Here is a 21,757-nt window from a genome sequence, read left to right on the forward strand (position 1 = left end):
GATGATCACCTCTCGTCTTCGAGTCGTCGGTTTTCCTCGAGCAGACAGAGATCCTCGACCGTGGTGCCGAATACGCGGGCCATGCGATAGGCCAGCATGAGTGAGGGATTGTACTGCTCTTTCTCTATGGAGATGATGGTGCGGGCGGAGACGAATACGGCGTCCGCCAGTTGCTGCTGTGTCATTCCCGCTGCTCTGCGGTATTCACGTACCTTGTTTTTCACCGATTCGCCTCACCTCCCTGGTGAATCGCGCGGATACAAAAAACTGAAGCTTACTTCATGTGAAGTTAACTTCAGTTTATATGATTCGATTGCCATCGTCAACGCGTGACCGGGATCTCAGTCGTCCGCCGACCGTTCCTCGGACAGGTCGAAGTCCGGTTTGAGGATTTTCTGCAGATCGGCCAGATACCGGTCGAACGCCGCCTTGCCTTCGCGCGTGAGCTTCACATGCGTCGCCGGAATGCCGGTCGCGGAGAACGACTTGATGATCGTGATGTAACCGGCCTCGTCCAACTTCTTCAGCTGCACCGAAAGATTCCCCTTGGTGACTCCGAGTAGCTTCACCAGGCGTTTGAATGAGATGCGTCGCCCCACTCCGAGCTCCGCCATGGTGGCCATCACGCGCAGACGTGTCGGAGAATGAATGATTTCGTTCAAGGCCCTCTCCTCTCGGTGCAGTACTGGGGTGGTATGTGACGTTGTTTGGGCAGTTGCTTTGTGGTTGGTGGTGTCGTAGGTTTTTATTATAGAAGATGTCTGTGATATAGACTTGTCTATAAATGATGGGTTTTCCTTGTCCGCTAATCATCTCGTTTGGCAACACCGACATACTCCCGCTGCTATTGGCCCCTGTACACAGTTCGGGGTCATGCCTCATCCTTGTGGAAGGCACGACCCCGAACTACCGCTGTTGACGATGTCGATCGGTTCCGTCAGTCCCCTATCACCGCGTTGACGATGCCGGAGACGATCGACATGATCAGCGAACCGATCACCGCCCACAGGAACCCGTGAATGATCACGCCCACGTCGAACAACGACAGGGCAAGCCACGAGGCAAGCTCCATGAACAGCCAATTGAGAATCAGCGCGAAAATACCGAAGCTCATGATCGACAGCGGCAGGGCGATCAGATGCACCACCGGCTTGATCGAGGCGTTGATCAGCGCGAGGAACAGCGAGAATGCGGCTACGCCGAGAATCGGCGGCTCCCCCACCGCTTCCATGCCGGGCAGGATGGCTACCATGACGCCGGCCGCGATGGTGAGCACAAGCCAACGGGAAAGAAATCGTGTCATGCCCCGATTATGGCATCACAGCACCAATAAAGGTGGCATGGCAACAGACTCTCCCCATTTCGTACACTTGTTCGATCGGCGGAATGATGACCGTGCCCGCTCCCCTATCCTTCGAGCGCGGTTGTTTTGTTTGTGGGGTTGTGGTGGGTTTTAGTCGAGGATGGTGTTGTTGTCGATGATGGTGTTGTCGAGGAACCAGTAGTCGTGGGGGTCTCCGCGGAGTGCGGTGAATGGTGTGAGTTCGATGTCTTGTTGGTGGGCTTGGTTGATGAGGTAGGCGCGGATGATCCAGGGGTATTCGAGTCGGTTGGATTGGAGGTTGATGATGCGTTCGATGGTGTGTGGGGTGACGTTGAATGTTTGTGCGAGTTGTTGGGTGGTGAGTCCGAGGCGTCGCATGTTGTCTTTGAATTCTTTGATGGTGGCGGTTCGTTGTGTGGTGGTGAGTGACATGGTGGTTCTTCTTTTCTGGTGTTGGTTGTGTGTCTTGTTGTCGGTTGTTGATTGTAGGGCGGTGTTGTTGGTTGTGTGTGGGGTTTTGCCGTGGAGATAATGGTGGTTCGGTAGGCTGGAGCGTGCAGTGGTGCCTGGGAAAGGATGAGTATGACGGATAGTGGTGGGCGTTCGTGGCGTGAGCGGGCGCGTACGTTTGGTAGGGCGATGAATTTGGAGATTCATCAGCATAAGGTGTCGTTTGCCGTGTATGCGATTCTGCGTTTGCTGGTTATTGCGATGGCTGTGTTGCAGTTTTTCAATGGTGATTATGAGAATGTGTTTTTGTGTGCGTTGACGTTGTTGATGTTGATGGCGCCGGCGTTTGTGCAGGTGCGGTTTCGGATTGAGTTGCCGTCCGTGCTTGAGGTGATCATGTTGTCGTTTGTGTTCGCTGCGGAGATTTTGGGTGAGATCAGTGCGTTCTATGAGATCTTTCCGTTTTGGGATACGGTGTTGCATACGTTGAATGGTTTTTTGGCGGCGGCTATTGGTTTTTCGTTGGTGGATTTGTTGAATCGGTCGGAGCGGGTCAGGTTTGAGTTGTCTCCTGCGTATTTGTCGTTGGTGTCGTTTTGTTTTTCGATGACGATTGGTGTGGTGTGGGAGTTCTTTGAGTTTGCGATGGATTTGGTGTTTGGTCTTGATATGCAGAAGGATACGGTTGTTCATGTGATCAGTTCGGTTGCTCTTGATCCGGCGCATGGGAATACGCCGGTGCGTGTTGATGGGATTACTGCTACCAGTGTTAATGGGGTGGATCTGGGTGTTGGTGGTTATCTTGATATTGGTTTGATCGATACGATGGAGGATCTGCTGGTGAATTTCATCGGTGCGGTCGTGTTTTCCGTCATTGGTTTTCTGTATGTGAGGAATCGTGGTCGTGCTGATGCGTTGATCGATAGTCTGGTGCCGCGTCGTAAGTCGGAGGATCAGGATTATCTGCGTTTGGTGCGTGATGGGGATGAGGGGTTGTCGGATGGCGGGGCACGTGTTTAGGTCGTTGTTGTGTCTCGTGGCGTGCGGTCGGTCTTGCTATGCTGGTTAGGCGAAGGGTTTCGGGATTGGGGGCGTTGTGTCCATCACCATCAGGCATTTGAGTAAGCGGTACGGCGAGCGCGAGGCGCTTCGGGATGTGAGTCTTGAGGTGTGTGATGGTGAGTTGGTGTGTTTGTTGGGGCCGAGTGGTTGTGGGAAGTCGACGTTGTTGAACATTGTTGCCGGGTTGTTGGATCCGTCTGGTGGTGATGTGTGTATTGATGGTCGGTCTGTGGTTTGTGTGCATCCTAAGTATCGTGGTATTGGGATGGTGTTTCAGGATTATGCGTTGTATCCGCATATGAGTGTGGTGGAGAATGTGATGTTTCCCTTGCGGGTTGGGGAGCATAGGGTGTCTCGTGGTGAGGCGTTGGTGCGGGCGCGTCGGTTTATGCGGTTGACGGGTATTGAGGATTTGGCGCGGTTGCGGCCGGGGAGTTTGTCTGGTGGGCAGCAGCAGCGGGTGGCGATTGCGCGTGCGTTGGTGCAGGAGCCTCGTGTGTTGTTGTTGGATGAGCCGTTGAGTAATTTGGATGCGCGGCTTAGGTTGTCGATTCGTGAGGAGATTCGGCGTATTGTCAAGGCGACGCGGGTGACGACGGTGTTTGTGACGCATGATCAGGAGGAGGCGTTGTCGATTGGGGATCGGATTGCTGTGATGGATCAGGGGGTGATTCAGCAGTTCGCTGCCCCGCAGGATTTGTATTTGGATCCGGCGAATCTGTTTGTTGCCCGGTTCATGGGGTCGCCTGCCTTGAATACGTTCCGTTTGTCGTATGATGCTGGGCGTCGCGTGTTGGCGGGTGATGATTTTTCGGTTCCATTGGATGTGTTGGATGTGGCGCGTTTTCGTCGGCCTGTTGGTGAGGTTGAGGATGTGTTGGCTGCTGGCGGGTGTGTGCTGGGTGTGCGTCCTGAGCATTTTCATATTGTTGATGGTTGTGATGGTGATGGGTCGGATGGTTTCCCGGTGATGTTCGGGGTGCTGGTGGAGTCGGTGGAGATGATCGGCCGGTATGCGGTGGTGCATTTCACGGCGGATGGCGAGCGCTGCCGGTGTGTGGTGGATGTGCGTCGTGCGCCGCGGGCTGGCGATCGTGTGCTGGTGGGGTTGGATTGTGTGAGCGTGCATGTGTTTGACGCTGATGGTGGGAGGTTGTACTGATGGCTGGTGTGGTGCGTCGCTGGCTGGGTCGGGTTGGCTCGTATAGTGCGGAGCGTCAGCCGCGGGCGTGGCTGTTGTTGTTGCCGGCGTTGGTGTGTATTGGCGTGTTTAATGTGCTGCCGTTGGTGCGGGTGTTGGTGATGGCGTTTCAGTCGGGTACGTTGCGGCATTTGCGGTTTGCGGGATGGTCGAATTTTGTGGCGGTGTTCGCGGATCCGTCGTTTGTGCGCGCGTTGGTGAATACGGGTGTGTTTGCGGTGGTGACGGTGCCGGTTGGTCTGGTGGTGTCGTTGATGCTGGCGGTGGCGGTGGATTCCGGGCTGCGCGGGTCGCGCGTGTTCGAGGCGCTGCTGTTCGTCCCGTATCTGACGAGTGTGGTGGCGGTTGGCGTGGTGTTCCGCTACCTGTTCAATGGTGATTATGGTGTGGTGAACTACGTGTTGTCCCTGGTTGGGTTGGGGCCGTTTGATTTTCTCAATGATCCGCGGTTGAGCATGGTGACGTTGTGCGTGTTCGGCGTGTGGCTGTCGTTGGCGTTCAACATTGTGATCCTGTTGTCGGGGCTGCGTGCGATCGACCCGATGCTGTATCGGGTGGCCGACCTGTATGGGGCGTCCGCGTGGGAGCGGTTCTCTCGGATCACGCTGCCGCAGTTGGCGCCGATGATCACGTTCCTGTCGATCATGGATCTGATCAACGCGTTCAAGGTGTATACGGAGGTGTACGTACTGTTCAATGGCAAGCCTGGCGTGGCGGACAGTGCGGTGACGGCGGTGTTCTACGTGTATGACAAGTTCTACGTGCAGGGCCGGTATGGGCAGGGCATGGCGGCGGCCGTAGTGCTGTTCATGCTGATTCTGGTGTTCACGCTGCTGCAGTCGCTGCTGGTCAGGAGGCTGTCGAAGTGAGACGTGCGGGCAGGGTTTTCGCGTACGGGTTCGTGCTGCTGATGACGGGGATGACGGTGTTCCCGTTCCTGTACATGGTGTCGGCGTCGCTCATGTCGTTCCAGGAGGCGACGGGCGTGCCTCCCGCCATGCTGCCCGCCCACGCCCGATGGTCGAATTTCGGGGAGGCGCTGCACGCGGCCCCGTTCGCCCGGTATGCGGCGAACACGGTAATCGTGTCGGGCCTGTCGACGGTGGGTACGCTGGCGACGACGATACTGGCCGCGTTCGCACTGGTCCGCCTACGGTTCCGGTTCAAACGACTGCTGACCGGCATGATGGTCGCGCTGCTCATGGTGCCGTATGAGATCCTCGTGTTCACGAACTATCGAACGATCGCACAGCTCGGCTTGTTGGACACGTATGCTGCGCTGATACTGCCCTCTCTGGCCAGCGTGTTCTACATCCTCTACCTGTGCCAGTATCTGACCGCGATCCCAGACACATACTACAAGGCGGCGATCGTGAACGGGTGCGGCGACCTGGAATACATCTGGAGGATCATGATCCCGATGTCACGCTCCGCACTGTTCACCATGGCATTGCTGCTGTTCATCTCCGGATGGAACTCGTTCCTGTGGCCGATCCTGGTGACCAACACGACGGACATGCGCCTGGTAGGCAACGGGTTGAGCGCGTTCGTCACGGAAAGCGGCACGGCCGTCCAACTGCAGATGGCGGCGAGCACGATCATCGTGCTGCCGATCCTCATCCTGTACGCGGTCTTCCACCGCAGGATCATCGAAGGAGTGCACGTCAATGGCATCAAACGCTGACCCCACACACGGCAACGGCAGCACAGCGAGCGCGACGACGGTCGGCGAGCGCACGCGGATCACGCTGCTGCGCGGCACGGACACGATCGGCGGGAACCTGATCCTGGTCGACTATGGTCGGGATCGGATCGTGTTCGATTTCGGCTGCGTGTACGATCCGGCCGCCGGCGAGACGCCGCGGGACCTGCCGGGCTTGGTGGCTTCGGGCGTCGTCCCCTATCTGCCGGGCGTGTTCGACCGGGATGTTCCGGTGCCCGGCCACGAGTGGCGTGACGATCATGATCATGTCGCCGTCTTCGTCTCGCACGCGCATTTGGATCATTCGGCGATGATCAATCTCATCGACCCGGCCGTCCCCCTGTACATGATGGAGGACACGCGTCGCCTGGTGCGGGCGATGAACGCGTTCGGCGGATTCTGCCTGCCGGCCGGGGCACGTCATGACGGGTGGGATCATACGCGGCCGATCATCGGCGTGCCCGCCGGCGGCCGGGTGACGGTCGGAGCGATCCAGGTGACGCTCATGCCGGTGGATCATGACGCGTACGGGGCGGCCGGCTTCCGCATCGACACTCCGGACGCGTCCATCGCATACACGGGTGACCTGCGCTTCCACGGCTGGCATGGCGGTGACTCCATGGCGTTCCTCGCCGCCAATCGTGGCGTGGACATGCTCATCATGGAGGGGGTGAGCATCTCGTTCCGCGAGCCCGGCGAGCCGGCCGTGGAAGCGGAGACCAGCGAGGCCGACGTGCTGCGCGAACTGGTCGGCCTGATCGAGGCCAATCCGGGCCGGCAGATCACGTTCGACTACTATCCCACCGACGTGGAACGCGTCCGTCATCTCATCGCCTTCTCGCCGCGCAGGATCGTGCTCGCCGCGCGGGCTGCCGGCGTGCTCGCCGCCGTCACCGGCGAGAAATCCTACTATTATCGGCTGCCCGGCGAGCGGACAGTCGACACGCTGGACCCGGGCATGGAAGTGGACATCGAACGGCTGATCGCCGACCGTCACGACTACTGTTGGCAGTTGGACGCCATGGCGCAGGACCGGGTTTTCGACCGGCTTGCCGCCGGCGGCCTGCACCTGCATACGGGAGCCCTGCCGTTGGGTGATTTCGACCCCGCGTACGAGCCGTTCATGCGACGGTTCACCGACCGGGGCATCCGCGCGTACGACGTGAACTGTTCGGGACACGCGTACGTGGAGCAGGCGATCGGCATCATCGACATGGTCCGGCCGCGTACGCTCATCCCGGTGCACGGGGAACGTCCCGACCGGTACCGCAATCCGTATGGCAGGACGGTCATCCCCCGTCCCGGCATGATCGTCGAACCCTGAACGTCACCCTGACGACAACCAACCGACAAGAGAGGAAACCATCATGAGGATCAGAAGGACACTGCTGCCGGCCGTGCTGGCCGCCACGCTCGCCCTAGCCGGCTGCGGTTCAACCGGCAGCGGACAGGACACGACGTCCGAGGCGACGCCGGACACGACCATCACCGGGAACGTGACCATCACGTTCTGGCATGGCATGACCGGCGACCAGGAGAAGACCCTGCAGCAGATCACCGACGCGTTCATGAAGGAGAACCCGAAGATCACGGTCAAACTGCAGAACCAGTCCAGCTACGACGGACTGCAGCAGAAGCTGACCGCCGCCCAGCAGAGCCCGAAGAACCTGCCCACGATCACCCAGGCGTACTCCAGCTGGATGATCAACGCGATCGACGACGACCTGGTCGTCGACCAGACCCCGTACATCGAATCCAAGGACCAGAACCTCAAGTTCGACAACTGGGACGACGTGCTCGAAGGCCTGCGCAAGAGCGTCACGCTCGATGGGAAGATCTACGGCATGCCGTTCAACAAGTCCACCGAAGTGCTCTGGTACAACAAGGACATGTTCGACGAGCTCGGCCTGAAGGTCCCCACCAGCTTCGAGGAGCTGGAGACCACCGCCAAGGCGATCCACGACGCCAAAGGCATTCCCGGCGCCGGCTTCGACTCCCTGCAGAACTTCTACTCCGTGTACCTGTCCGACCACGGCAGCGAGTTCGGCAAGGACCTCGACGTGACCAGCAAGGCGTCCCAGGACGCGTTCACCTACTATCAGGACGGCGTACGCGACGGCTGGCTGCGCACCGCAGGCACCGACCAGTACATGAGCGCCCCGTTCGCCAGCGAGAAGGTCGGCATGTACATCGGCTCCAGCGCCGGCGAATCGTTCGTCAAGGAAGGCGCCGCCGGCAAGTTCACGTACGCGGCCGCGCCCGAACCGTCCAAGCACGCCATCCAGCAGGGCACCGACATCTACATGTTCACCTCCGCGTCCAGCCAGCAGCGCACCGCCGCCTACCTGTACGAGAAGTACCTGACCGGCAAGGACAACCAGATCACCTGGGGCGTGCAGACCGGCTACATTCCGATCCGCACCTCCGCGATCACGGACAGCAAGTACACGTCCGCCGACACCGCCATCGCGCCCATCCTCGCCGACGCGACCCGGAACCTGATCGCCGCACCCATCAAGCCCAGCTCCGAACAGGCCACCACCGACGTGGAGAAGAGCCTCGAGGCGGTGCTCGCCGACCCGAACAGCAGCGTCAAGGACGCGCTCGCCAAGCTCAAGCCCACATTCGAATCCGACTGGCAGGAATAAAGCCGGCTCGACAATAGGTGTGCGACCGGCCCACCACCCGTCACACGCCTCCCCATGCGGATGGCCTCCCCTCATCACCGAGGGGAGGCCGTCCGCATATCGGGATCCGAACAATACCGACACGTTGCACGAGACCAGAAAGCATGCTATACTCCGGTCTCGTGCATTGATTTTTCATGCCTTCGTTCCTCAGTTGGAACGCCTTGACCAGAAACCGAGGGAGTAGTGTATCCACACGCTCTCAAGGGGACTGGAACAGGACCAACCAACAGGAACGAAAGGATATCATGACGACGATCCAGTCGATCAGCCCAGCACACACCACCAGCATCTCCCCCATCAACCTGTCCGCCCTATCCGAACGCCTCCGCGCATCGACGCGCACCGTGGACGTGACCGACATGGGCAACGGGCTCATCGTCACCGACGAACGCACCCCCTACCTCAGGACCTACATCCGCCCCGACGGCATCGCCCTGCCCCGCTGGGAATACCCGGCACCCGACCGCCGCGGCCGCATCCGCGGCCTCAAGCCCTACGACGTGCAGGCCGTACAGCGGCTCGACTCCCCCACCATCCCCCTCACCCCGTTCACCCTGGCCGGCGACACCAGCCGGCAGACGCTGCTCCTGCGCCTGCACCTCGACCGTCAGGCCAACCGGCTCGCCCCGCACCAGGTGCACACCGCGCTGCGCCTCGACCAGCTGACCATCTCCGTCAACGCCCGCCACGACGTATGGGGAGCATTCCAGCACCTCCTCGCCGACGCGATCGCCGCGGGCGGCACCGACCGCCTGTTCGCCGACGGCCCGGATCGGGACATGCAGATCCTCATCGACGCCATGGCCTCCCCGGCCGCACCGAGCGTCATCGCCGCGCTCATCATCGGCGAGGTCGAACGGCTCATCCCCGACAAGGACCGAACGGCCCGCGACCGCGAACTGCGGTTCATCATCGACGACATCACCTACGACACGGACCCCGACACGCAGACCGACCAGGCCGAACGGCTCACCGACACCGCCGTCGAGCTCCTCTCCCACGTGCGGATCCGCCCCGACCAGACGCGCATCCGCATGATGCGCGCCCTGCTCACCGGCATCGCCAACCGACTGCCCGCCAGCGCGCTCGCCGCCGCCAACGTCAGCCGGGCCAGCCTGGGCGGCACGCTCATCCTCATCTCCTGGTGGCTGGGCCGCGACCTCGACCGGCTCGCCGAATCGGCGCTCCGACTGGAGATCGCCACCGGAACCACCACCGGCACACGGGCCGTACGCAACGGCCGGCCCGGCTGGCTCGCCTGAACCGGCCTCCCAAGGCGGTCTCCCCGGAAATGGGGAGGCCACCCCTCCACCACTGTCCGCCGGAACGCCCTGCGCGAACGCAATGTCAGCTGCGAATGACACGATGTGTGGCACAAACGGCACAGCATGGAGGCGGCATGAGACGACACGCACACTACGGACGGGGCGGCCGGCGAAGCGGCATCGGCACGGCGATCGCGGTGATGCTCACCATGGTCGCCGCACTCACCGCCATCGCCATGATCGTCCTCCTGATCAACCTGCGCCGCACGGACACCACGCCCGCCCCACGCTCCGCGTCCGATGCCTACTGCACGGCCGGAAATGACACCATGCCCCTCAACCCCACGCAGGCGGCCAACGCGGCGCTCATCACCCGGATCGCCATCGACCGGGGCCTGCCCGACCATGCGGCCACCGTGGCGCTCGCCACCGCCATGCAGGAATCCAAGCTCACCAACATCACCTACGGCGACCTCGACTCCGTGGGACTCTTCCAACAGCGGCCCAGCCAGGGATGGGGAAGCGTCGACCAGCTCACGGACGAAACCTACGCGGCCAACGCGTTCTACGACGCGCTCGTCAAAGTGCCCGACTGGCAGACCATCCCCACCGAGGACGCCGCCCAGGAGGTGCAACGCTCCGGATACCCCGACCTGTACGCGAACTGGGACGGGCTCGCCCGCGCCTGGGCACAGGCCCTGACCGGCGAGGTACCGGCCGGCGCCACCTGCGCACTCGAACCGGCAAGCACCTCCGACCATAACGGGCTCGTCGCCGCGCTCGGCGAGACGTTCCCCACGATCAGCGTCACGACGGGCACGGCGAGCGCGACGGCCGATGGGAGCACGGCGAACGGTACCGCCTCGTCGTCATCGTCGGCGTCGGCGTCGGCATCATCGTCGGCGAGCGCGGCGGAGGGGTCGTCGAAGACGCTCACGCTGACGGTGCCGGCCGGCCTGTCCGACGCGGGTGCCACACGGCTCACCTGGCAGGCGGCCACGTGGCTGGTTACGCAGGCCCGTGCGTACGGCATCGACGCCGTACGCGCGAACGGGATGAGCTGGAATCGTACCGACGGCGTGTGGACGGGAAGCGAGTCGGGTCAGAGTGCGCTGAGCGTCACGCTTGTGTGAGGCTTTGCCTGTCGGCCGGGTTGTCGGCCCTGTGGGTGAACCAGCCGGCCCAGTCGGTCACGGCTTCGATGTTGTTGCCGTCCGGGTCGAGGACGAACGCCGAATAGTAGCCCGGATGGTAGGGTCTGGGGCCGGGTGCGCCGTTGTCCGTTCCCCCGGCGGCGAGCGCCGCCTCGTGGAATGCGTGGACGCTTTCATGATCGGGGGCGAGGAAGGCGATATGCGTGACCGGGGTTGCCCGGGTGTCCGCGGGATCGTCGGTATCGATCGGTGAGATGTAGAAGTCGGAGTGCGGGGTGCCGTCGTCGACGCCGAAGCCGAGCGTGGGCTCATGGTGGGCCTTGACGATGTAGCCGAGGGGTGCGAGCGCCTGCCGGTAGAACGCGATGCTGCGTTCCACATCGCGCACGTGCAGGGTGATGTGATCGAGCATGCCTGTCACTGTACGCCGGTCGTGGTCGTGACGGATGGGAAGTTCCACGCGTTCCCGGAACGCCCGTTTGGGGCGGCGGGGCGGGACCGGGGCCGCTTCGGGACCTGTCCGGTCGTCCCCCGACGCCATACAATGGCTGAGCAGGAAAGAAGGTGGACGGGCATGTGCAGGAGATTCGCGATCGACTTGGATTGGAATGCCGTGGCGGAGGGGTTCTCCGTGGATGGGGATGACGTCGATGGTCCCGAACTGCCGGAGCCTTCGTATGATGTCGCGCCCGGGCAGACCATTGCGGTCGTGGCCCAGGGAAAGGATGGGCGTCGTCATCTGACCGGTGCACGCTGGTCGCTCGTCCCCCGGTGGAGCACGACCGACGGTCTGCCGTATCCCACGTATAACGCGCGCGTGGAGTCGGCCGCGTCCAAGCCGACGTTCGCCGAGTCGACGCGGTCCATGCGATGCGTCATCCCCGCGTCGGGCTACTACGAGTGGCGTGGCGTGCGACCGTTCTATTTCCATGCCGTCGACGATGCGCCGCTGTTTATGGCGGGACTGTACTCGTGGTGGCGGGCGTCCGGGTCGATGCCGTGGCTGCTGACGGCGACGATCATCACCTGCGGGGCCGTGGATGGTCCGGCGAGCGTGCATGATCGCATGCCCATGCTCGTGTCGCCCGTGATGCGTGACGCGTGGCTGGATCCGACGGTTGATGGTTCGACGCTGCTGGAACCGGTTCACGAGCATGGTCTGGCATTGTCCCGCGCGCTCGCCTTCCACGAGGTCGCGCCCCTCGACGAGGCCGAGCGTGCCGGCGTGCATGACCGCCGGCTCATCCGGTCCGTCGTCCGCGAGGAGCCGCTGCGCCTGTTCTGACCGTTCCGTCCGAATGGCCGGCGGGGTTTCCGGTGGCTGGTGTCACGGCACGCCGGCCGCCGGCATGATTCATGATTCGGCGGGGAATCGTTTGTTGCGTATCCAGTTCGGTGCGAGCATGCGACCGTCACGCTGCAGGCGGATCAGGATGGCGATGGCGAGACCGCCCAGCAGGATCACCGGGACGATGCTGGCCTCGAGGCCGAAGGATCCGCCGGTCAGCAGGTCCGGTCCGTTCCAGCGTGCGACCAGCCATGACTGCTGCGAGCCGGTGCCGGATACGACGGAGCCGAAGATCGGGCCTTCGGCGATGTTCCACATGGCGTGGAAGCCGATGCACCACCACAGGGAGCGCGTCGCCAGGTAGATCGCGCCGAACAGGAGTCCCGCCTCGATGGCGATCGCGACGCCGCCCCACAGCGTGCCGTCCTGGTTGGTCACGTGCAGCAGGCCGAACACGAGCGCGGACACGCCCACCGCGCCCCATGAGCCGAGGCCCTCTTCGACCAGGCGCAGTAGGATGCCCCGCATGATGATCTCCTCGGCGACACCGGCCACCAGTCCCATCGTCAGCAGGTCGGCCCACGGATTATAGCCGGCGTTGAATCCGACGATCCGATATCCGCCGAACAGGGCGATGACGGTCAGGCATGCCGCCATGCAGGCGAACGCCATGAGCCCGCCCCACAGCAGGCCGATTATGCGCGACGGCCGCAATTCCACGGGATGGCGGCGCCCTTCCATCGCCAACACAACGACCGCATAGGCTGCGATCGCGCCCGTCAGCTCGCCGATCATCGACATCAGTATCTTCGAATCTCTGCCCGTCGTTACGGAGAGAATGACCCCTCCCGTGACCTGGACGGTCACCATGATGCCGACGAGCACGGCCGCGAACGCGAGACCGCGCAACGGCGCCTTGAGCCGCAACGGCTCGCCCACATACCGGCGAACCGGATGATCCTCGGTGAGCAGATCACGATCCCGTATTCGTACCGCATCATCCGTCGGTATCGGACGTCCGCCGCCTCCTCGCCGCGTGGCCCGTCGCATATCGTTCATGGTCATACCCCTTCGTGTGAGACCGATTCAACCCCGCTCCCTCTTTCAGTATGACACTGCAGCGAGCGCGACACCATGGGGATGGAGCCTCATCCTTGAGTATGAGGCGCGTATTCATTCCTGTGATCGATGGATATTCCACGTGGAGGGGAAGACCATGGAAACAGCATCCCCCTTTGGATGCCAATGGTAAGCAGCGTCGTTAGACACGCGGCCGGGGGGGGGGGGCAAGGCTCCTTGGCTTTTGCCTTTGAGACCGTCTTCTTTTGAAAGGTGAATCATGCCAGCTATATCGGCCACCAATCTCTCGATCGGGTACAGGAATTCCCCGATCGTCAGCAACATCAACCTGCAGCTAAGGACGGGCAGAATCATCTGTCTGCTCGGAGCGAACGGCACGGGCAAAACCACGTTGATGAAGACGCTGCTCGGACGGATACAACCCGTGAGCGGGCAGGTCACATACACCCAGACGAATATCAACGAGATGTCCGCGGCAATAGACCACCCCAGTTTCTTCCCCTACCTGAGTGGCAGGCGGAACGTTGAAGTAGTCTCCGCATTCTGGGGTCTGGACGTGGATCCGGAGACGGCGTTGAACAATGCGGGCATCGATCGCACGGCACATGGACGAAAGGCAAAGGACTACTCGACCGGCATGAAGGAGCGTCTGGAACTCTGTCTCGCCCTCGTGCCGCGTCCAAGGTTCCTGTTCCTTGACGAGCCGCAGAACGGCCTGGACCCCGATGGCATGATCGCCCTGTCCGAAACGCTTCGCGCCTATCGGGACAAGGGGAACTGCGTCGTCATCTCCACGCATCTGCTCCATGAGATCCAGGGAGTCCCGGACGAATGCATCATGATCCGTCATGGTCAAGCGGTCCAGATCCCGGATCTGACCGGGGTGGACCTCGCGGATCTGTACCAGGGGAGGTAGGGTCGTGAGTACTGCGTCTCCCATTCGAACGCTGATCGACTACTACTGGAACGTGTGGTATTTCCTCGCCGCGGTGTTCGGCGCCATAGCGTCCCTCCTGCTGGGTGCCTGGATTTCAGGCGCGGCGAACGGGACCCCGATAACCGGTGGGTATTGCGTCTATTTCACCGGCACCCAGCCGCTGATCTGTCTTTCGCTGCTCTTCGCATACGATGACAGGGTCTTGAAGGCGCACTACGGAGGCCTGCCCCGCCGGGTGTATTTCGCTTGGAAGCCAAGCTCGCTCAGAACCGTATTCCGGGCTCTGGTCCTGGCCGCTGTGAACCTGCTCGGCGTATTATGCTTCGACGCCATCATGATCCTGACGGGCGTCGAGATGCACCCGAATCTGGCCATCGTTTTGCGTTGTGTTGTACTGCAAAGCTTCTTGATTGCCCTGATCTACTCGATAATCGAGATCGTTACCGATCCCAAGATTGCCGGGATCGTCTCGGGCGTCCTGTGCTATGTATGGGTTATTCTGCCGGGCGACCTTCCCGACTACGCGACACCCTACGTTGCAGCCGCTCTACGGACCGTCGGCCTGAACCTGAACGGCACCGTAATGTCGCCGGCGGAAACGGGGAGCCGATCGTCTATCGACCCCGTGATGGGCGTGCCGATTGTGGCGCTCTGGATCGCCTATATTGTCGTCTACGTTCTGCTGAGCTGGTTCCATCGCGAAGGAGCGGAAAAGAAATGAAATCCGAAATGAAATCCCTGTTCCGTATTGAACATGTGGCATTGATCCGCTGGTCGACGCTTGCCTTCATGGCCGTGCTTTTTCTTCCGCTGTTCTTTTTGCGTTACGGGAACATGGGCGCGGTGGTGCAGTCGGCGATGGTGATGGCGCTTCCCATAGCCGCGGCAGGTCTTGTCTTCTCCCATGCGAGAGTGCCCGGCTCGTATCGTTCCTTCAGCATCCACGATCGGCTCCTGCTCCGCTTCAGTCTGAAGTCACTGTCGCTCGGCGTCGCGGTCAACGTCTGTCTGACCCTGATATACGGATTTGCCGTCGGATTCGTCGTCAATGAGCGACCGCTTTCATCGCATACCGTCCTGATGCTCGCATTCACCGCCGTTGTCCTTTCCTTGGCATGCTTCGTCCTGCGGGTCTGGACCAGTCCCCTTGTCTCCTGGAACGTTGTCGCTTTCTTCATCGTCGCCGGACTCACGGTAAGTTCCGGCATGTTCGAAAACGCGCCAATCCTGCACGCCGTCATACCGACCACATGGATGCTAAGCGGGGCAGGATTCGCCGGTTACGTGATTCCGGTCGGCATCGCCGTCGCCGCGATAAGCGCATGGCTGCTGCTCAAGGCGGTGAAACGAGTCTAGCTACCGAAACTTCAGCGAATAGGCCGAACCATTGTTCGAGATCGGCGAGCGCGACGGGCTGCTATAGCACTGATAACGTCCCGGAACATCACTCATGCGAAACATCATGAGACCTCGGGAATTTTTAGCGTGAACCTATCGCGAAGTCACGGCTACCAACTATTACAAGTAGCCTTCAATGAGGAGTGATCATGGGTTTTCTGTCGGCGTTTACGGTTCCGTTCCTGTTTGCGTTGGCGTTGTGGCCGGTGGTGTCCATGGCGTTGACCGTTCCGGTGCTGGCGATGCTGTATCACCGCGATAACCGGCTTGGATTGCCGGCGGTCCTGTCCGCGTATGGCACGGTGCTGTATGCGATCGGCTTGCTGTGCTTCACCTTGTACCCGCTGCCGTCCGATCCCGTCGCGTTCTGCGCCGCCCACCATCTGACGCCACAGCTGGACCTGTTCCGGTTCATTGACGACATCCGTACCGACGGGTTGGATGCGGTGTTGCAGATCGTGATGAACGTCATGTTCTTCCTGCCGCTCGGATTCATCGTCAGGCGCGTGTTCCGCCGCGGGTTTTCCACGGCTCTCGTCGCCGGGTTCCTGGTCTCGCTGCTGGTGGAGACGATGCAGCTGACGGGAGCGCTGGGCATGTTCCCGTGCGCGTATCGCCTGTTCGACGTGGATGATCTGGCGTGGAACACGTCGGGCGCGCTGGCCGGGTACGGGTGCGCGCTGGTGTTCGACCGGCTCCTGCCCGTGCGTGAGTCGAATGCGGTGACGGTGACCCGTCCCGGTCTGATCCGGCGTCTGGTCGCGTTCCTCGTGGACATGGGCCTCGTGATGTCGGCGGCCCTGCCGCTGGCCGTCGCGGCGAACGTCGCCCACGCATTGGTCTCGGGCAGCAGGCCCGGTGCGGATGCCGACCGCGTGCTGGGCGGGTTGGGGTTCTCAGGGCTGATGTTCCTGCTCATGCTGTTCGTCTTCGAGGTGCTGGTGCCCTGGCTGCGGGACGGGCGCACGTTGGGAGGCGGCTACACGCATATGACCTGCGAGACAGTCCCGCGCTCGGGCGCACGCCGGGTCCTGTTCTATATGGCACGGTTCGTGGCGTTCGCCTGTCTGACGCTTGCCGGCATGCCGTGGCAGCCCGTGATCGCCCTTGCGCTTCTGGCGTTCTGGAGGGTGTTCAGGCGCATGCCCTACGACCTGATCTGACGATCCTCCGGGCGTGTCGGCGCCCGTGCCGTGAACCGTCTGCGCGTTCCCCGCTACGTAAACCGATGGATACCCGTCTACGATGTGCCGTGGAAGGAGCAGCATACGCAGGATGACATGACCTCGCCCGGTGGGGAGGCGACGCGCGACGAGGATCTGCTCGCGCGGGTCGCCTCCGGGGACGAGCGCGCCTTCGAGACCCTGTACGGACGGTACGCTGTGGCGGTGCGGGCGTTCGTGCGTGCACGCGTGCCGGATACCGGCACGGCCGAGGAGGTGTGCGCCGACGTGTGGCTGGGCTGCTGGCGGTCGGCGAAGGCGTTCCATGGTGACGCGAAGGTGCTGTCATGGCTGCTGGGCATCGCGAAACGCCAGATCTATATGCGTATACGGCGCGTGCGCCCGAACGTGACCGCGTTGGACGACGCGCCCGAACCGCGTGACGATGGCCCGAGCCCGGAGACCGTCGTGCTGTCCGAAGCGGGCATGGACGATCTAACGTCGTTGCTGCGCCGTCTGCCCGTCGAACTGGTGGAGACGGCGACGTTGGCGTGGCTGCATGGCCTGCCGTACCGGCAGATCGCCAGCCTGCTGGACGTGCCGGAGGGCACGGTCAAATCCCGTGTCTCGCGTGCGCGCCGTCTGCTGCGCGCGCAACTCGACCGCCAGAATGATGCGGCTGGAAAGGAACGGTGAACCCTAATGACCGATCATATCGACGAAACGACCGGCCGCTTGACGGACGATGAGGCCGACGAGCGTCTGCTCGCGGCATTGGCCGCCGTGGAACGATCCCGTTCGGGAGAAACGCCTCCCGTGACGGCATTGATGGCGCGCATTCGCGCATCGCGGTCCCCGTTGGATGGTCCCGCATGGTCGTGGGCGCGTAGCCTGCGGTTGTTCATGCTGCTGCTGGGCCGGCAGACGAGGGTGGTGCCGTGGCAGGTGGTGCCGGCCACGCTGGCGTTGATGGCGTTCGCCGGATTGGGGGCGCGGTTCTTCGCGGTCGGCTGGGGGGTGACGGTCGTGTCCCGCGCGTTCTGCTCGATGGTGCTGGCCGGCGTGTTGTTGAGCGTGACGATGGCGTTCGGTGATTCCCGCGCGGACATGATCTCGTCGGCCACCCCGTTGGGGCCGGGGGCGGTCACGCTGGTCCGGTTGGCGTTCGTACTCGCCTGCGACGTCGTGTTCGGACTGTTGGTGACCGTTGTGATGGGCGTGCAGGACTATGGGGCGTTCGGCGTGCTGCTGGTCGGGTGGCTGTCGCCTTTGCTGTTGGTCGCCGGCGTGGGCGCGATGCTCGCGATCCGTTTCTCCACGGGCGTCGGCTTCGGCGTCGGCCTGCTGCTGGTCGCCGTGATCCGCACGGACCTGCTCGGGCTCATGGGCCTGCCGTCCGCGGGCTGGATCGATATGACCCGGACATTCGGGCAGCCGCTGCTGGCCGTCGCGGGTCTGCTGGCGTGCGCGGTGGCGGTGGCGTTCGCTGGACGATTGTCCGAGGCGCGCGTGGCGGCCGCGGCCGTCTGAACGGATCAAGGTCGATGAGTCGGCCGGTGGTCGTTCGGCGTGTCGCGTGAACCATGCGGTCGGCGACCGCTACCTATCTGGTGACGGACGATAAGGAACGGCCGTCGAACTTTCGGACTTCAGGGAGGGACGGCATGTCGGGAATGATTCGCGCGCAGGCCAGGCGCATCGGCCCGGGATTGTTGGCGGCGCCCGTGGTCTGCGGGATTACTGTTGCGGCCGCCGGCATCATGGTGTTCGGCGTGTGGTCGCGTACGCAGACGTTGACGGTGGTGAACTGGCTCGCCCAGCTGATGGTGATCGGTTCGGGCGTGTGCGTGGCGGTCGCGTTGACCGGCGACCCGCTGGTCGAGGCGAGCGAGTCCACGCCCGTGGGCTGGCGGCGCGTTGAGTCCACGCGGTTCGTCCTGACGGCCTTGTCCGGTCTGGTCGGCGCCGTGCTCATGTTCGCGCCGTTGCACGTGCTGGGCTTGTGGCCGCAGGACCTGGGATGGATGAGTCTGATCGCGCCGACGGGCGCGGTACTGGTCGTGGGGGCGGCCGGATTCGCGACCACCGCCATGACCGCGTCCACACAGGCCACGGTCATGGCGGTGGTCGCGGTATGGATGTTCCTCGCCCTCCTGTGGGACCCGTACGTGCTCGACCCGGTCGCGCAGCGCGGCATACCGCTCGCCGCCGCCGTGATCGCCGTCGGGGCCGCGTGGCGGCTGCTGGGCGACGAGGAACGCAACGTGACGCTTGCGAGGAGGAGCATATGAGCATGCGCATCGGTTTCCCGCGATTGGTCCGCGTCCACCTGTTCATCGTGTGGCGGCAACGCTCCCTATGGGCTGCGGCCGTCCCATTGGCCCTGTTCGCGCTCCTGCTGGGCGTGATCTCCCCTGCCGGTCCGCACGACCACGGCGCGGGAGATCTGGCGTTCATGGCCAAGACGATGGCCATGTTCATGCCGATCGCCTACATGGCCGCGTTCACCGATTTCCACACGCGCCACGACCGGCTCGGCATCGGCCAGTTGGAGGACTCCACGCCCACACCCGCGCCCGTGCTGGCCGCGGCGCGCACGCTCGGCGCGTTCCTGATCCTCATCGCCCCGTCGCTCCTGCTGCTGGCCTGCGCCGGCGTCACGCAGACCCTGCACGGCTCGTGGCGGGCCGTCCCGCAGGCGTTGGCCGCCGGGCTTACGATCACCGGGCCGGCCGTGCTGACCGCGATGAGCCTGTCCTCGCTGCTCGGCGCGATCCTGCCCATGATCGTCGCGCGCATCGCCGGCGTGCTCGCATGGTTCGCGCTCGTGTTCTCCTCGCCGATGCTGCCCGTGCCGACCGTCAACGGCACCATCCTCAACGTGATCGGCGACGCCGTCGGCGCCGGATGGTTCGGACTCAAACCCGTCTACCCGGCCGCGGGAGGCATCCTCGCGGTCACCGGCACGCCCGCCAACGCGGCCTTATCCCTGATCGCGCAGCTCGCCGCCGCCATACTACTCATGGCATTGGGCGGATGGTGCTCGGCACGCCCACGCACGGCACGCTGAACAGCATCGGCGGAACCCTCATCGGAAACATCGACACGGGAAGGAAAAGCATCATGTTCATCTCCATCAGCCATCTGACCAAGGACTTCCCGAGGAAGCCCCGCGCACTGGACGACGTGACCTGCGACCTGCCGCACGGCATGGTCGGCCTGATCGGGCCGAACGGCGCCGGCAAGACCACGCTCATGCGCATCCTCGCCGGCATCATCCGCCCCACGTCGGGCCAGGTGCTCATGGACGGCCACGATCTGAAGGACGCGAAAACCCGCCGCGCGCTCAAACGCACGCTCGGCTACCTGCCGCAGGACATCGAACCCTACCCGCAGCTCACCCCGCTCGAATTCCTCGACTACGTGGGCGTCCTCAAAGGCATCGACGACACCCGGGAGCGCATGCGCCAGGCACGCGAGCTCATCGACCGGGTCGGACTCACGGACGTGGCCGACCGGCGCATCGGCGGCTTCTCCGGCGGCATGTGCCGCCGCGTCGGCATCGCCCAGGCTCTCATGGCGGATCCCCGGCTCATCATCGTGGACGAACCCACCGCCGGACTCGATCCCGAGGAACGCATGCGCTTCCGCACGCTGCTCGCCGGCCTCGGCGGCGAGCGCACCGTGATCCTGTCCACCCACATCCTCGACGACATCGCACAGACCTGCCCATACGTGTTCGTCCTGCGCCAGGGCCGCATCCGCTACGACGGGCCGACCGAACAACTCACCGGACACGCCGCGGGCCGCGTCTGGCTCACCCAGCCGGCCAACACCCCGCCACCCGCAGGCATGATCGTCGCCAACGCCGTCACCACCGCACGAGGCGTACGCTACCGCGTCATCACCGACAATCCGCCCGCCAACGCGCACCCCATGGAACCCACATTGGAGGACGGCTACATGACCCTCATCGAGGAACACCCCGACCACCACTGACGGCCGGAGAACCGGCAACCAAAACACCGCCGAACACGACAAAGGAAACCAGCATGACCAACACGACACACGCCATCCGCACCATCACGGCCACCGGTCTCGCCGCCATCATGGCCCTGAGCCTGACCGCCTGCATGGACGGAATCAAGCACCCCGAAAACTACCCGACCGACGGCAGCAAAACAATCACCGCGACCAGCAACCCGCAGGACATCAGCGCCGACCAACTCGGCCACACATGGCCACTCACCGTCGACCACGGCACCGTCAGCTGCACGCACGACACCAAAGGCGACCCCGTCATGCGCTTCACCGCACCCGACGGCACCCAATACGCCCTCAACCAGACCAGCGACAACAAGGACCTGCCCGACATCGACCAACTCCTCGCCAACGGCAAATCCACCGGCACCCTCACTAGCTTCGCCTTCACCGTCTGCGACGTGAAATGAACAGCACAGCCCTCATGGTGAGAGGGCGTTAAAACCGGACCCTTAGATTTGAGATTGCCCGTTCATCAGTCTGCGCATCATATGGGCGAATCCCGGCATGCCGGAATGTTCAAGCCGTTCCAGTTCTTCCCGCATGGTGCGCGGCGGATGCTTCTTTGATGCGACCAGTTCGGTCATGGCCTTGATCGCGCGTTCGGGATACGCCTCGGCGATACCGGTCAAAAACGCGTCAGGATGACGGGCGGATAATCCGATCTTGGCGAGTTGGTTCGCTGGGAAGTCTTTCAGATTGAAGGTGACGATCACGTCCGCATCCCCGTTATGGGCGGCGGCCGCCACATGCCGATCGCCGGCGTCCGGCAACACGACCTCACCGGTCAGTTCCGGAATGGAGGAGACAAGATAATACGGCTTGATATTGCGGATGGCGGACAGATAGCGGTCAACCCAAGCAGGGTCCTTGCCGAGATCATCGACGAATGCCCGGCGGGCTTCTTCAAGCACGTCGTCAGAGTATTCGGGGTCGAACAGGTGATGGTCGGCAAACGTGAGCAGCACATCCGTCAGCCAGGTGTGCGGGAAGATGTTCGCG

General features: G+C 62.8%; 26 protein-coding genes. 19 read left to right on the forward strand and 7 right to left on the reverse strand.

The window, feature by feature from the left end:
• Positions 1–5: 5 nt before the first annotated feature.
• From D2E23_RS00505 to D2E23_RS00520, 4 genes are all read right to left on the reverse strand, one after another.
• Positions 6–224 (reverse strand): helix-turn-helix transcriptional regulator, encoded by a 219-nt coding sequence (locus D2E23_RS00505; RefSeq protein ID WP_126029065.1) that lies wholly within the window; start codon positions 222–224, stop codon positions 6–8.
• Between the two features lie 117 nt (positions 225–341).
• Positions 342–662 carry a transcriptional regulator gene (locus tag D2E23_RS00510; RefSeq protein WP_206431962.1) on the reverse strand — a complete coding sequence of 107 codons (321 nt, stop codon included), beginning with the start codon at positions 660–662 and terminating at the stop codon, positions 342–344.
• Positions 663–937: 275 nt separating this feature from the next.
• Positions 938–1,303, reverse strand: coding sequence for a phage holin family protein (locus D2E23_RS00515; RefSeq protein ID WP_126029066.1), 366 nt, complete (start codon positions 1,301–1,303; stop codon positions 938–940).
• A 150-nt stretch (positions 1,304–1,453) separates the two neighbouring features.
• A complete protein-coding gene (locus tag D2E23_RS00520; RefSeq protein WP_126029067.1) occupies positions 1,454–1,756 on the reverse strand; it encodes a DUF2316 family protein in 303 nt (100 codons plus the stop codon).
• 207 nt (positions 1,757–1,963) lie between these two features.
• On the opposite strand from D2E23_RS00520, the gene D2E23_RS00525 reads away from it, so the two are divergent.
• From D2E23_RS00525 to D2E23_RS00560, 8 genes are all read left to right on the forward strand, one after another.
• Complete coding sequence (locus D2E23_RS00525) at positions 1,964–2,794, forward strand: DUF2238 domain-containing protein (protein ID WP_420829306.1); 831 nt, start codon at positions 1,964–1,966, stop codon at positions 2,792–2,794.
• A 76-nt stretch (positions 2,795–2,870) separates the two neighbouring features.
• Entirely contained in the window at positions 2,871–3,998 is a 1,128-nt protein-coding gene (locus D2E23_RS00530; RefSeq protein ID WP_126029069.1) for an ABC transporter ATP-binding protein, read from the forward strand.
• Complete coding sequence (locus D2E23_RS00535) at positions 3,998–4,906, forward strand: carbohydrate ABC transporter permease (protein ID WP_126029070.1); 909 nt, start codon at positions 3,998–4,000, stop codon at positions 4,904–4,906. The genes D2E23_RS00530 and D2E23_RS00535 overlap by 1 nt, the downstream gene beginning before the upstream one ends.
• Positions 4,907–4,947: 41 nt before the next feature.
• Positions 4,948–5,721, forward strand: a complete 774-nt coding sequence (locus D2E23_RS00540) for a carbohydrate ABC transporter permease (protein ID WP_126029071.1) — start codon at positions 4,948–4,950, stop codon at positions 5,719–5,721.
• Positions 5,705–7,063: an MBL fold metallo-hydrolase gene (locus tag D2E23_RS00545; RefSeq protein ID WP_126029072.1), complete on the forward strand. Its 1,359-nt coding sequence runs from the start codon at positions 5,705–5,707 to the stop codon at positions 7,061–7,063. The genes D2E23_RS00540 and D2E23_RS00545 overlap by 17 nt, the downstream gene beginning before the upstream one ends.
• A gap of 43 nt (positions 7,064–7,106) precedes the next feature.
• Positions 7,107–8,387, forward strand: a complete 1,281-nt coding sequence (locus D2E23_RS00550; RefSeq protein WP_126029073.1) for an ABC transporter substrate-binding protein — start codon at positions 7,107–7,109, stop codon at positions 8,385–8,387.
• A gap of 287 nt (positions 8,388–8,674) precedes the next feature.
• Entirely contained in the window at positions 8,675–9,691 is a 1,017-nt protein-coding gene (locus D2E23_RS00555; protein WP_126029074.1) for a hypothetical protein, read from the forward strand.
• Positions 9,692–9,828: 137 nt separating this feature from the next.
• On the forward strand, positions 9,829–10,827 hold the full coding sequence (locus D2E23_RS00560; protein ID WP_126029075.1) for a cobalt transporter: 999 nt from the start codon (positions 9,829–9,831) through the stop codon (positions 10,825–10,827).
• On the opposite strand, the gene D2E23_RS00565 is transcribed toward D2E23_RS00560, so the two are convergent.
• Positions 10,814–11,260 (reverse strand): VOC family protein, encoded by a 447-nt coding sequence (locus tag D2E23_RS00565; RefSeq protein ID WP_126029354.1) that lies wholly within the window; start codon positions 11,258–11,260, stop codon positions 10,814–10,816. The two genes, D2E23_RS00560 and D2E23_RS00565, sit on opposite strands and share 14 nt — an antisense overlap.
• Positions 11,261–11,422: 162 nt before the next feature.
• On the opposite strand from D2E23_RS00565, the gene D2E23_RS00570 reads away from it, so the two are divergent.
• Entirely contained in the window at positions 11,423–12,133 is a 711-nt protein-coding gene (locus D2E23_RS00570) for an SOS response-associated peptidase (protein ID WP_126029076.1), read from the forward strand.
• A 69-nt stretch (positions 12,134–12,202) separates the two neighbouring features.
• Here the strand turns inward: D2E23_RS00570 and D2E23_RS00575 are convergent, their stop codons facing one another.
• Positions 12,203–13,195, reverse strand: a complete 993-nt coding sequence (locus D2E23_RS00575) for a CPBP family intramembrane glutamic endopeptidase (protein ID WP_164520601.1) — start codon at positions 13,193–13,195, stop codon at positions 12,203–12,205.
• Positions 13,196–13,475: 280 nt separating this feature from the next.
• On the opposite strand from D2E23_RS00575, the gene D2E23_RS00580 reads away from it, so the two are divergent.
• The 10 genes from D2E23_RS00580 (at position 13,476) to D2E23_RS00625 (ending at position 21,165) form a co-directional block, all read left to right on the forward strand.
• A complete protein-coding gene (locus D2E23_RS00580) occupies positions 13,476–14,132 on the forward strand; it encodes an ATP-binding cassette domain-containing protein (protein WP_126029078.1) in 657 nt (218 codons plus the stop codon).
• Between the two features lie 4 nt (positions 14,133–14,136).
• A complete protein-coding gene (locus tag D2E23_RS00585) occupies positions 14,137–14,874 on the forward strand; it encodes a hypothetical protein (RefSeq protein ID WP_126029079.1) in 738 nt (245 codons plus the stop codon).
• Positions 14,871–15,509, forward strand: coding sequence for a cytochrome C oxidase subunit IV (locus D2E23_RS00590; RefSeq protein WP_240541521.1), 639 nt, complete (start codon positions 14,871–14,873; stop codon positions 15,507–15,509). Before D2E23_RS00585 ends, D2E23_RS00590 begins: the two co-directional genes overlap by 4 nt.
• 191 nt (positions 15,510–15,700) lie before the next feature.
• On the forward strand, positions 15,701–16,714 hold the full coding sequence (locus D2E23_RS00595; protein WP_126029080.1) for a VanZ family protein: 1,014 nt from the start codon (positions 15,701–15,703) through the stop codon (positions 16,712–16,714).
• A 117-nt stretch (positions 16,715–16,831) separates the two neighbouring features.
• Positions 16,832–17,410: an RNA polymerase sigma factor gene (locus D2E23_RS00600; RefSeq protein WP_126029081.1), complete on the forward strand. Its 579-nt coding sequence runs from the start codon at positions 16,832–16,834 to the stop codon at positions 17,408–17,410.
• Positions 17,411–17,416: 6 nt separating this feature from the next.
• Positions 17,417–18,244, forward strand: coding sequence for a hypothetical protein (locus tag D2E23_RS00605; RefSeq protein WP_126029082.1), 828 nt, complete (start codon positions 17,417–17,419; stop codon positions 18,242–18,244).
• Between the two features lie 134 nt (positions 18,245–18,378).
• Positions 18,379–19,005, forward strand: coding sequence for a hypothetical protein (locus D2E23_RS00610; RefSeq protein ID WP_126029083.1), 627 nt, complete (start codon positions 18,379–18,381; stop codon positions 19,003–19,005).
• Complete coding sequence (locus D2E23_RS00615) at positions 19,002–19,784, forward strand: murein hydrolase transporter LrgB (RefSeq protein WP_126029084.1); 783 nt, start codon at positions 19,002–19,004, stop codon at positions 19,782–19,784. The genes D2E23_RS00610 and D2E23_RS00615 overlap by 4 nt, the downstream gene beginning before the upstream one ends.
• Positions 19,785–19,837: 53 nt before the next feature.
• The gene (locus D2E23_RS00620) at positions 19,838–20,713 is read left to right on the forward strand and encodes an ABC transporter ATP-binding protein (protein WP_126029085.1); all 876 of its coding nucleotides are present in this window, start codon (positions 19,838–19,840) and stop codon (positions 20,711–20,713) included.
• Positions 20,714–20,766: 53 nt separating this feature from the next.
• On the forward strand, positions 20,767–21,165 hold the full coding sequence (locus tag D2E23_RS00625) for a superoxide dismutase (RefSeq protein ID WP_126029086.1): 399 nt from the start codon (positions 20,767–20,769) through the stop codon (positions 21,163–21,165).
• Between the two features lie 42 nt (positions 21,166–21,207).
• Here D2E23_RS00625 and D2E23_RS00630 read toward each other — a convergent pair whose 3' ends face one another.
• Positions 21,208–21,723 (reverse strand): PIN domain-containing protein, encoded by a 516-nt coding sequence (locus D2E23_RS00630; protein ID WP_241227159.1) that lies wholly within the window; start codon positions 21,721–21,723, stop codon positions 21,208–21,210.
• Between the last annotated feature and the right edge of the window lie 34 nt (positions 21,724–21,757).

Origin of the sequence: Bifidobacterium callimiconis (assembly GCF_003952005.1) — a bacterium.
Taxonomy (GTDB): Bacteria; Actinomycetota; Actinomycetes; order Actinomycetales; family Bifidobacteriaceae; genus Galliscardovia; species Galliscardovia callimiconis.

Coding starts and splice junctions, on each gene's coding strand:
- D2E23_RS00515 (WP_126029066.1), bottom strand. CDS start 1,303: ATGACACGATTTCTTTCCCGTTGGCTTGTGCTCACCATCGCGGCCGGC.
- D2E23_RS00520 (WP_126029067.1), bottom strand. CDS start 1,756: ATGTCACTCACCACCACACAACGAACCGCCACCATCAAAGAATTCAAA.
- D2E23_RS00525 (WP_420829306.1), top strand. CDS start 1,964: ATGAATTTGGAGATTCATCAGCATAAGGTGTCGTTTGCCGTGTATGCG.
- D2E23_RS00535 (WP_126029070.1), top strand. CDS start 3,998: ATGGCTGGTGTGGTGCGTCGCTGGCTGGGTCGGGTTGGCTCGTATAGT.
- D2E23_RS00540 (WP_126029071.1), top strand. CDS start 4,948: ATGACGGGGATGACGGTGTTCCCGTTCCTGTACATGGTGTCGGCGTCG.
- D2E23_RS00545 (WP_126029072.1), top strand. CDS start 5,705: ATGGCATCAAACGCTGACCCCACACACGGCAACGGCAGCACAGCGAGC.
- D2E23_RS00550 (WP_126029073.1), top strand. CDS start 7,107: ATGAGGATCAGAAGGACACTGCTGCCGGCCGTGCTGGCCGCCACGCTC.
- D2E23_RS00555 (WP_126029074.1), top strand. CDS start 8,675: ATGACGACGATCCAGTCGATCAGCCCAGCACACACCACCAGCATCTCC.
- D2E23_RS00560 (WP_126029075.1), top strand. CDS start 9,829: ATGAGACGACACGCACACTACGGACGGGGCGGCCGGCGAAGCGGCATC.
- D2E23_RS00565 (WP_126029354.1), bottom strand. CDS start 11,260: ATGCTCGATCACATCACCCTGCACGTGCGCGATGTGGAACGCAGCATC.
- D2E23_RS00570 (WP_126029076.1), top strand. CDS start 11,423: ATGTGCAGGAGATTCGCGATCGACTTGGATTGGAATGCCGTGGCGGAG.
- D2E23_RS00575 (WP_164520601.1), bottom strand. CDS start 13,195: ATGAACGATATGCGACGGGCCACGCGGCGAGGAGGCGGCGGACGTCCG.
- D2E23_RS00580 (WP_126029078.1), top strand. CDS start 13,476: ATGCCAGCTATATCGGCCACCAATCTCTCGATCGGGTACAGGAATTCC.
- D2E23_RS00590 (WP_240541521.1), top strand. CDS start 14,871: ATGAAATCCGAAATGAAATCCCTGTTCCGTATTGAACATGTGGCATTG.
- D2E23_RS00595 (WP_126029080.1), top strand. CDS start 15,701: ATGGGTTTTCTGTCGGCGTTTACGGTTCCGTTCCTGTTTGCGTTGGCG.
- D2E23_RS00600 (WP_126029081.1), top strand. CDS start 16,832: ATGACCTCGCCCGGTGGGGAGGCGACGCGCGACGAGGATCTGCTCGCG.
- D2E23_RS00605 (WP_126029082.1), top strand. CDS start 17,417: ATGACCGATCATATCGACGAAACGACCGGCCGCTTGACGGACGATGAG.
- D2E23_RS00610 (WP_126029083.1), top strand. CDS start 18,379: ATGTCGGGAATGATTCGCGCGCAGGCCAGGCGCATCGGCCCGGGATTG.
- D2E23_RS00615 (WP_126029084.1), top strand. CDS start 19,002: ATGAGCATGCGCATCGGTTTCCCGCGATTGGTCCGCGTCCACCTGTTC.
- D2E23_RS00620 (WP_126029085.1), top strand. CDS start 19,838: ATGTTCATCTCCATCAGCCATCTGACCAAGGACTTCCCGAGGAAGCCC.
- D2E23_RS00625 (WP_126029086.1), top strand. CDS start 20,767: ATGACCAACACGACACACGCCATCCGCACCATCACGGCCACCGGTCTC.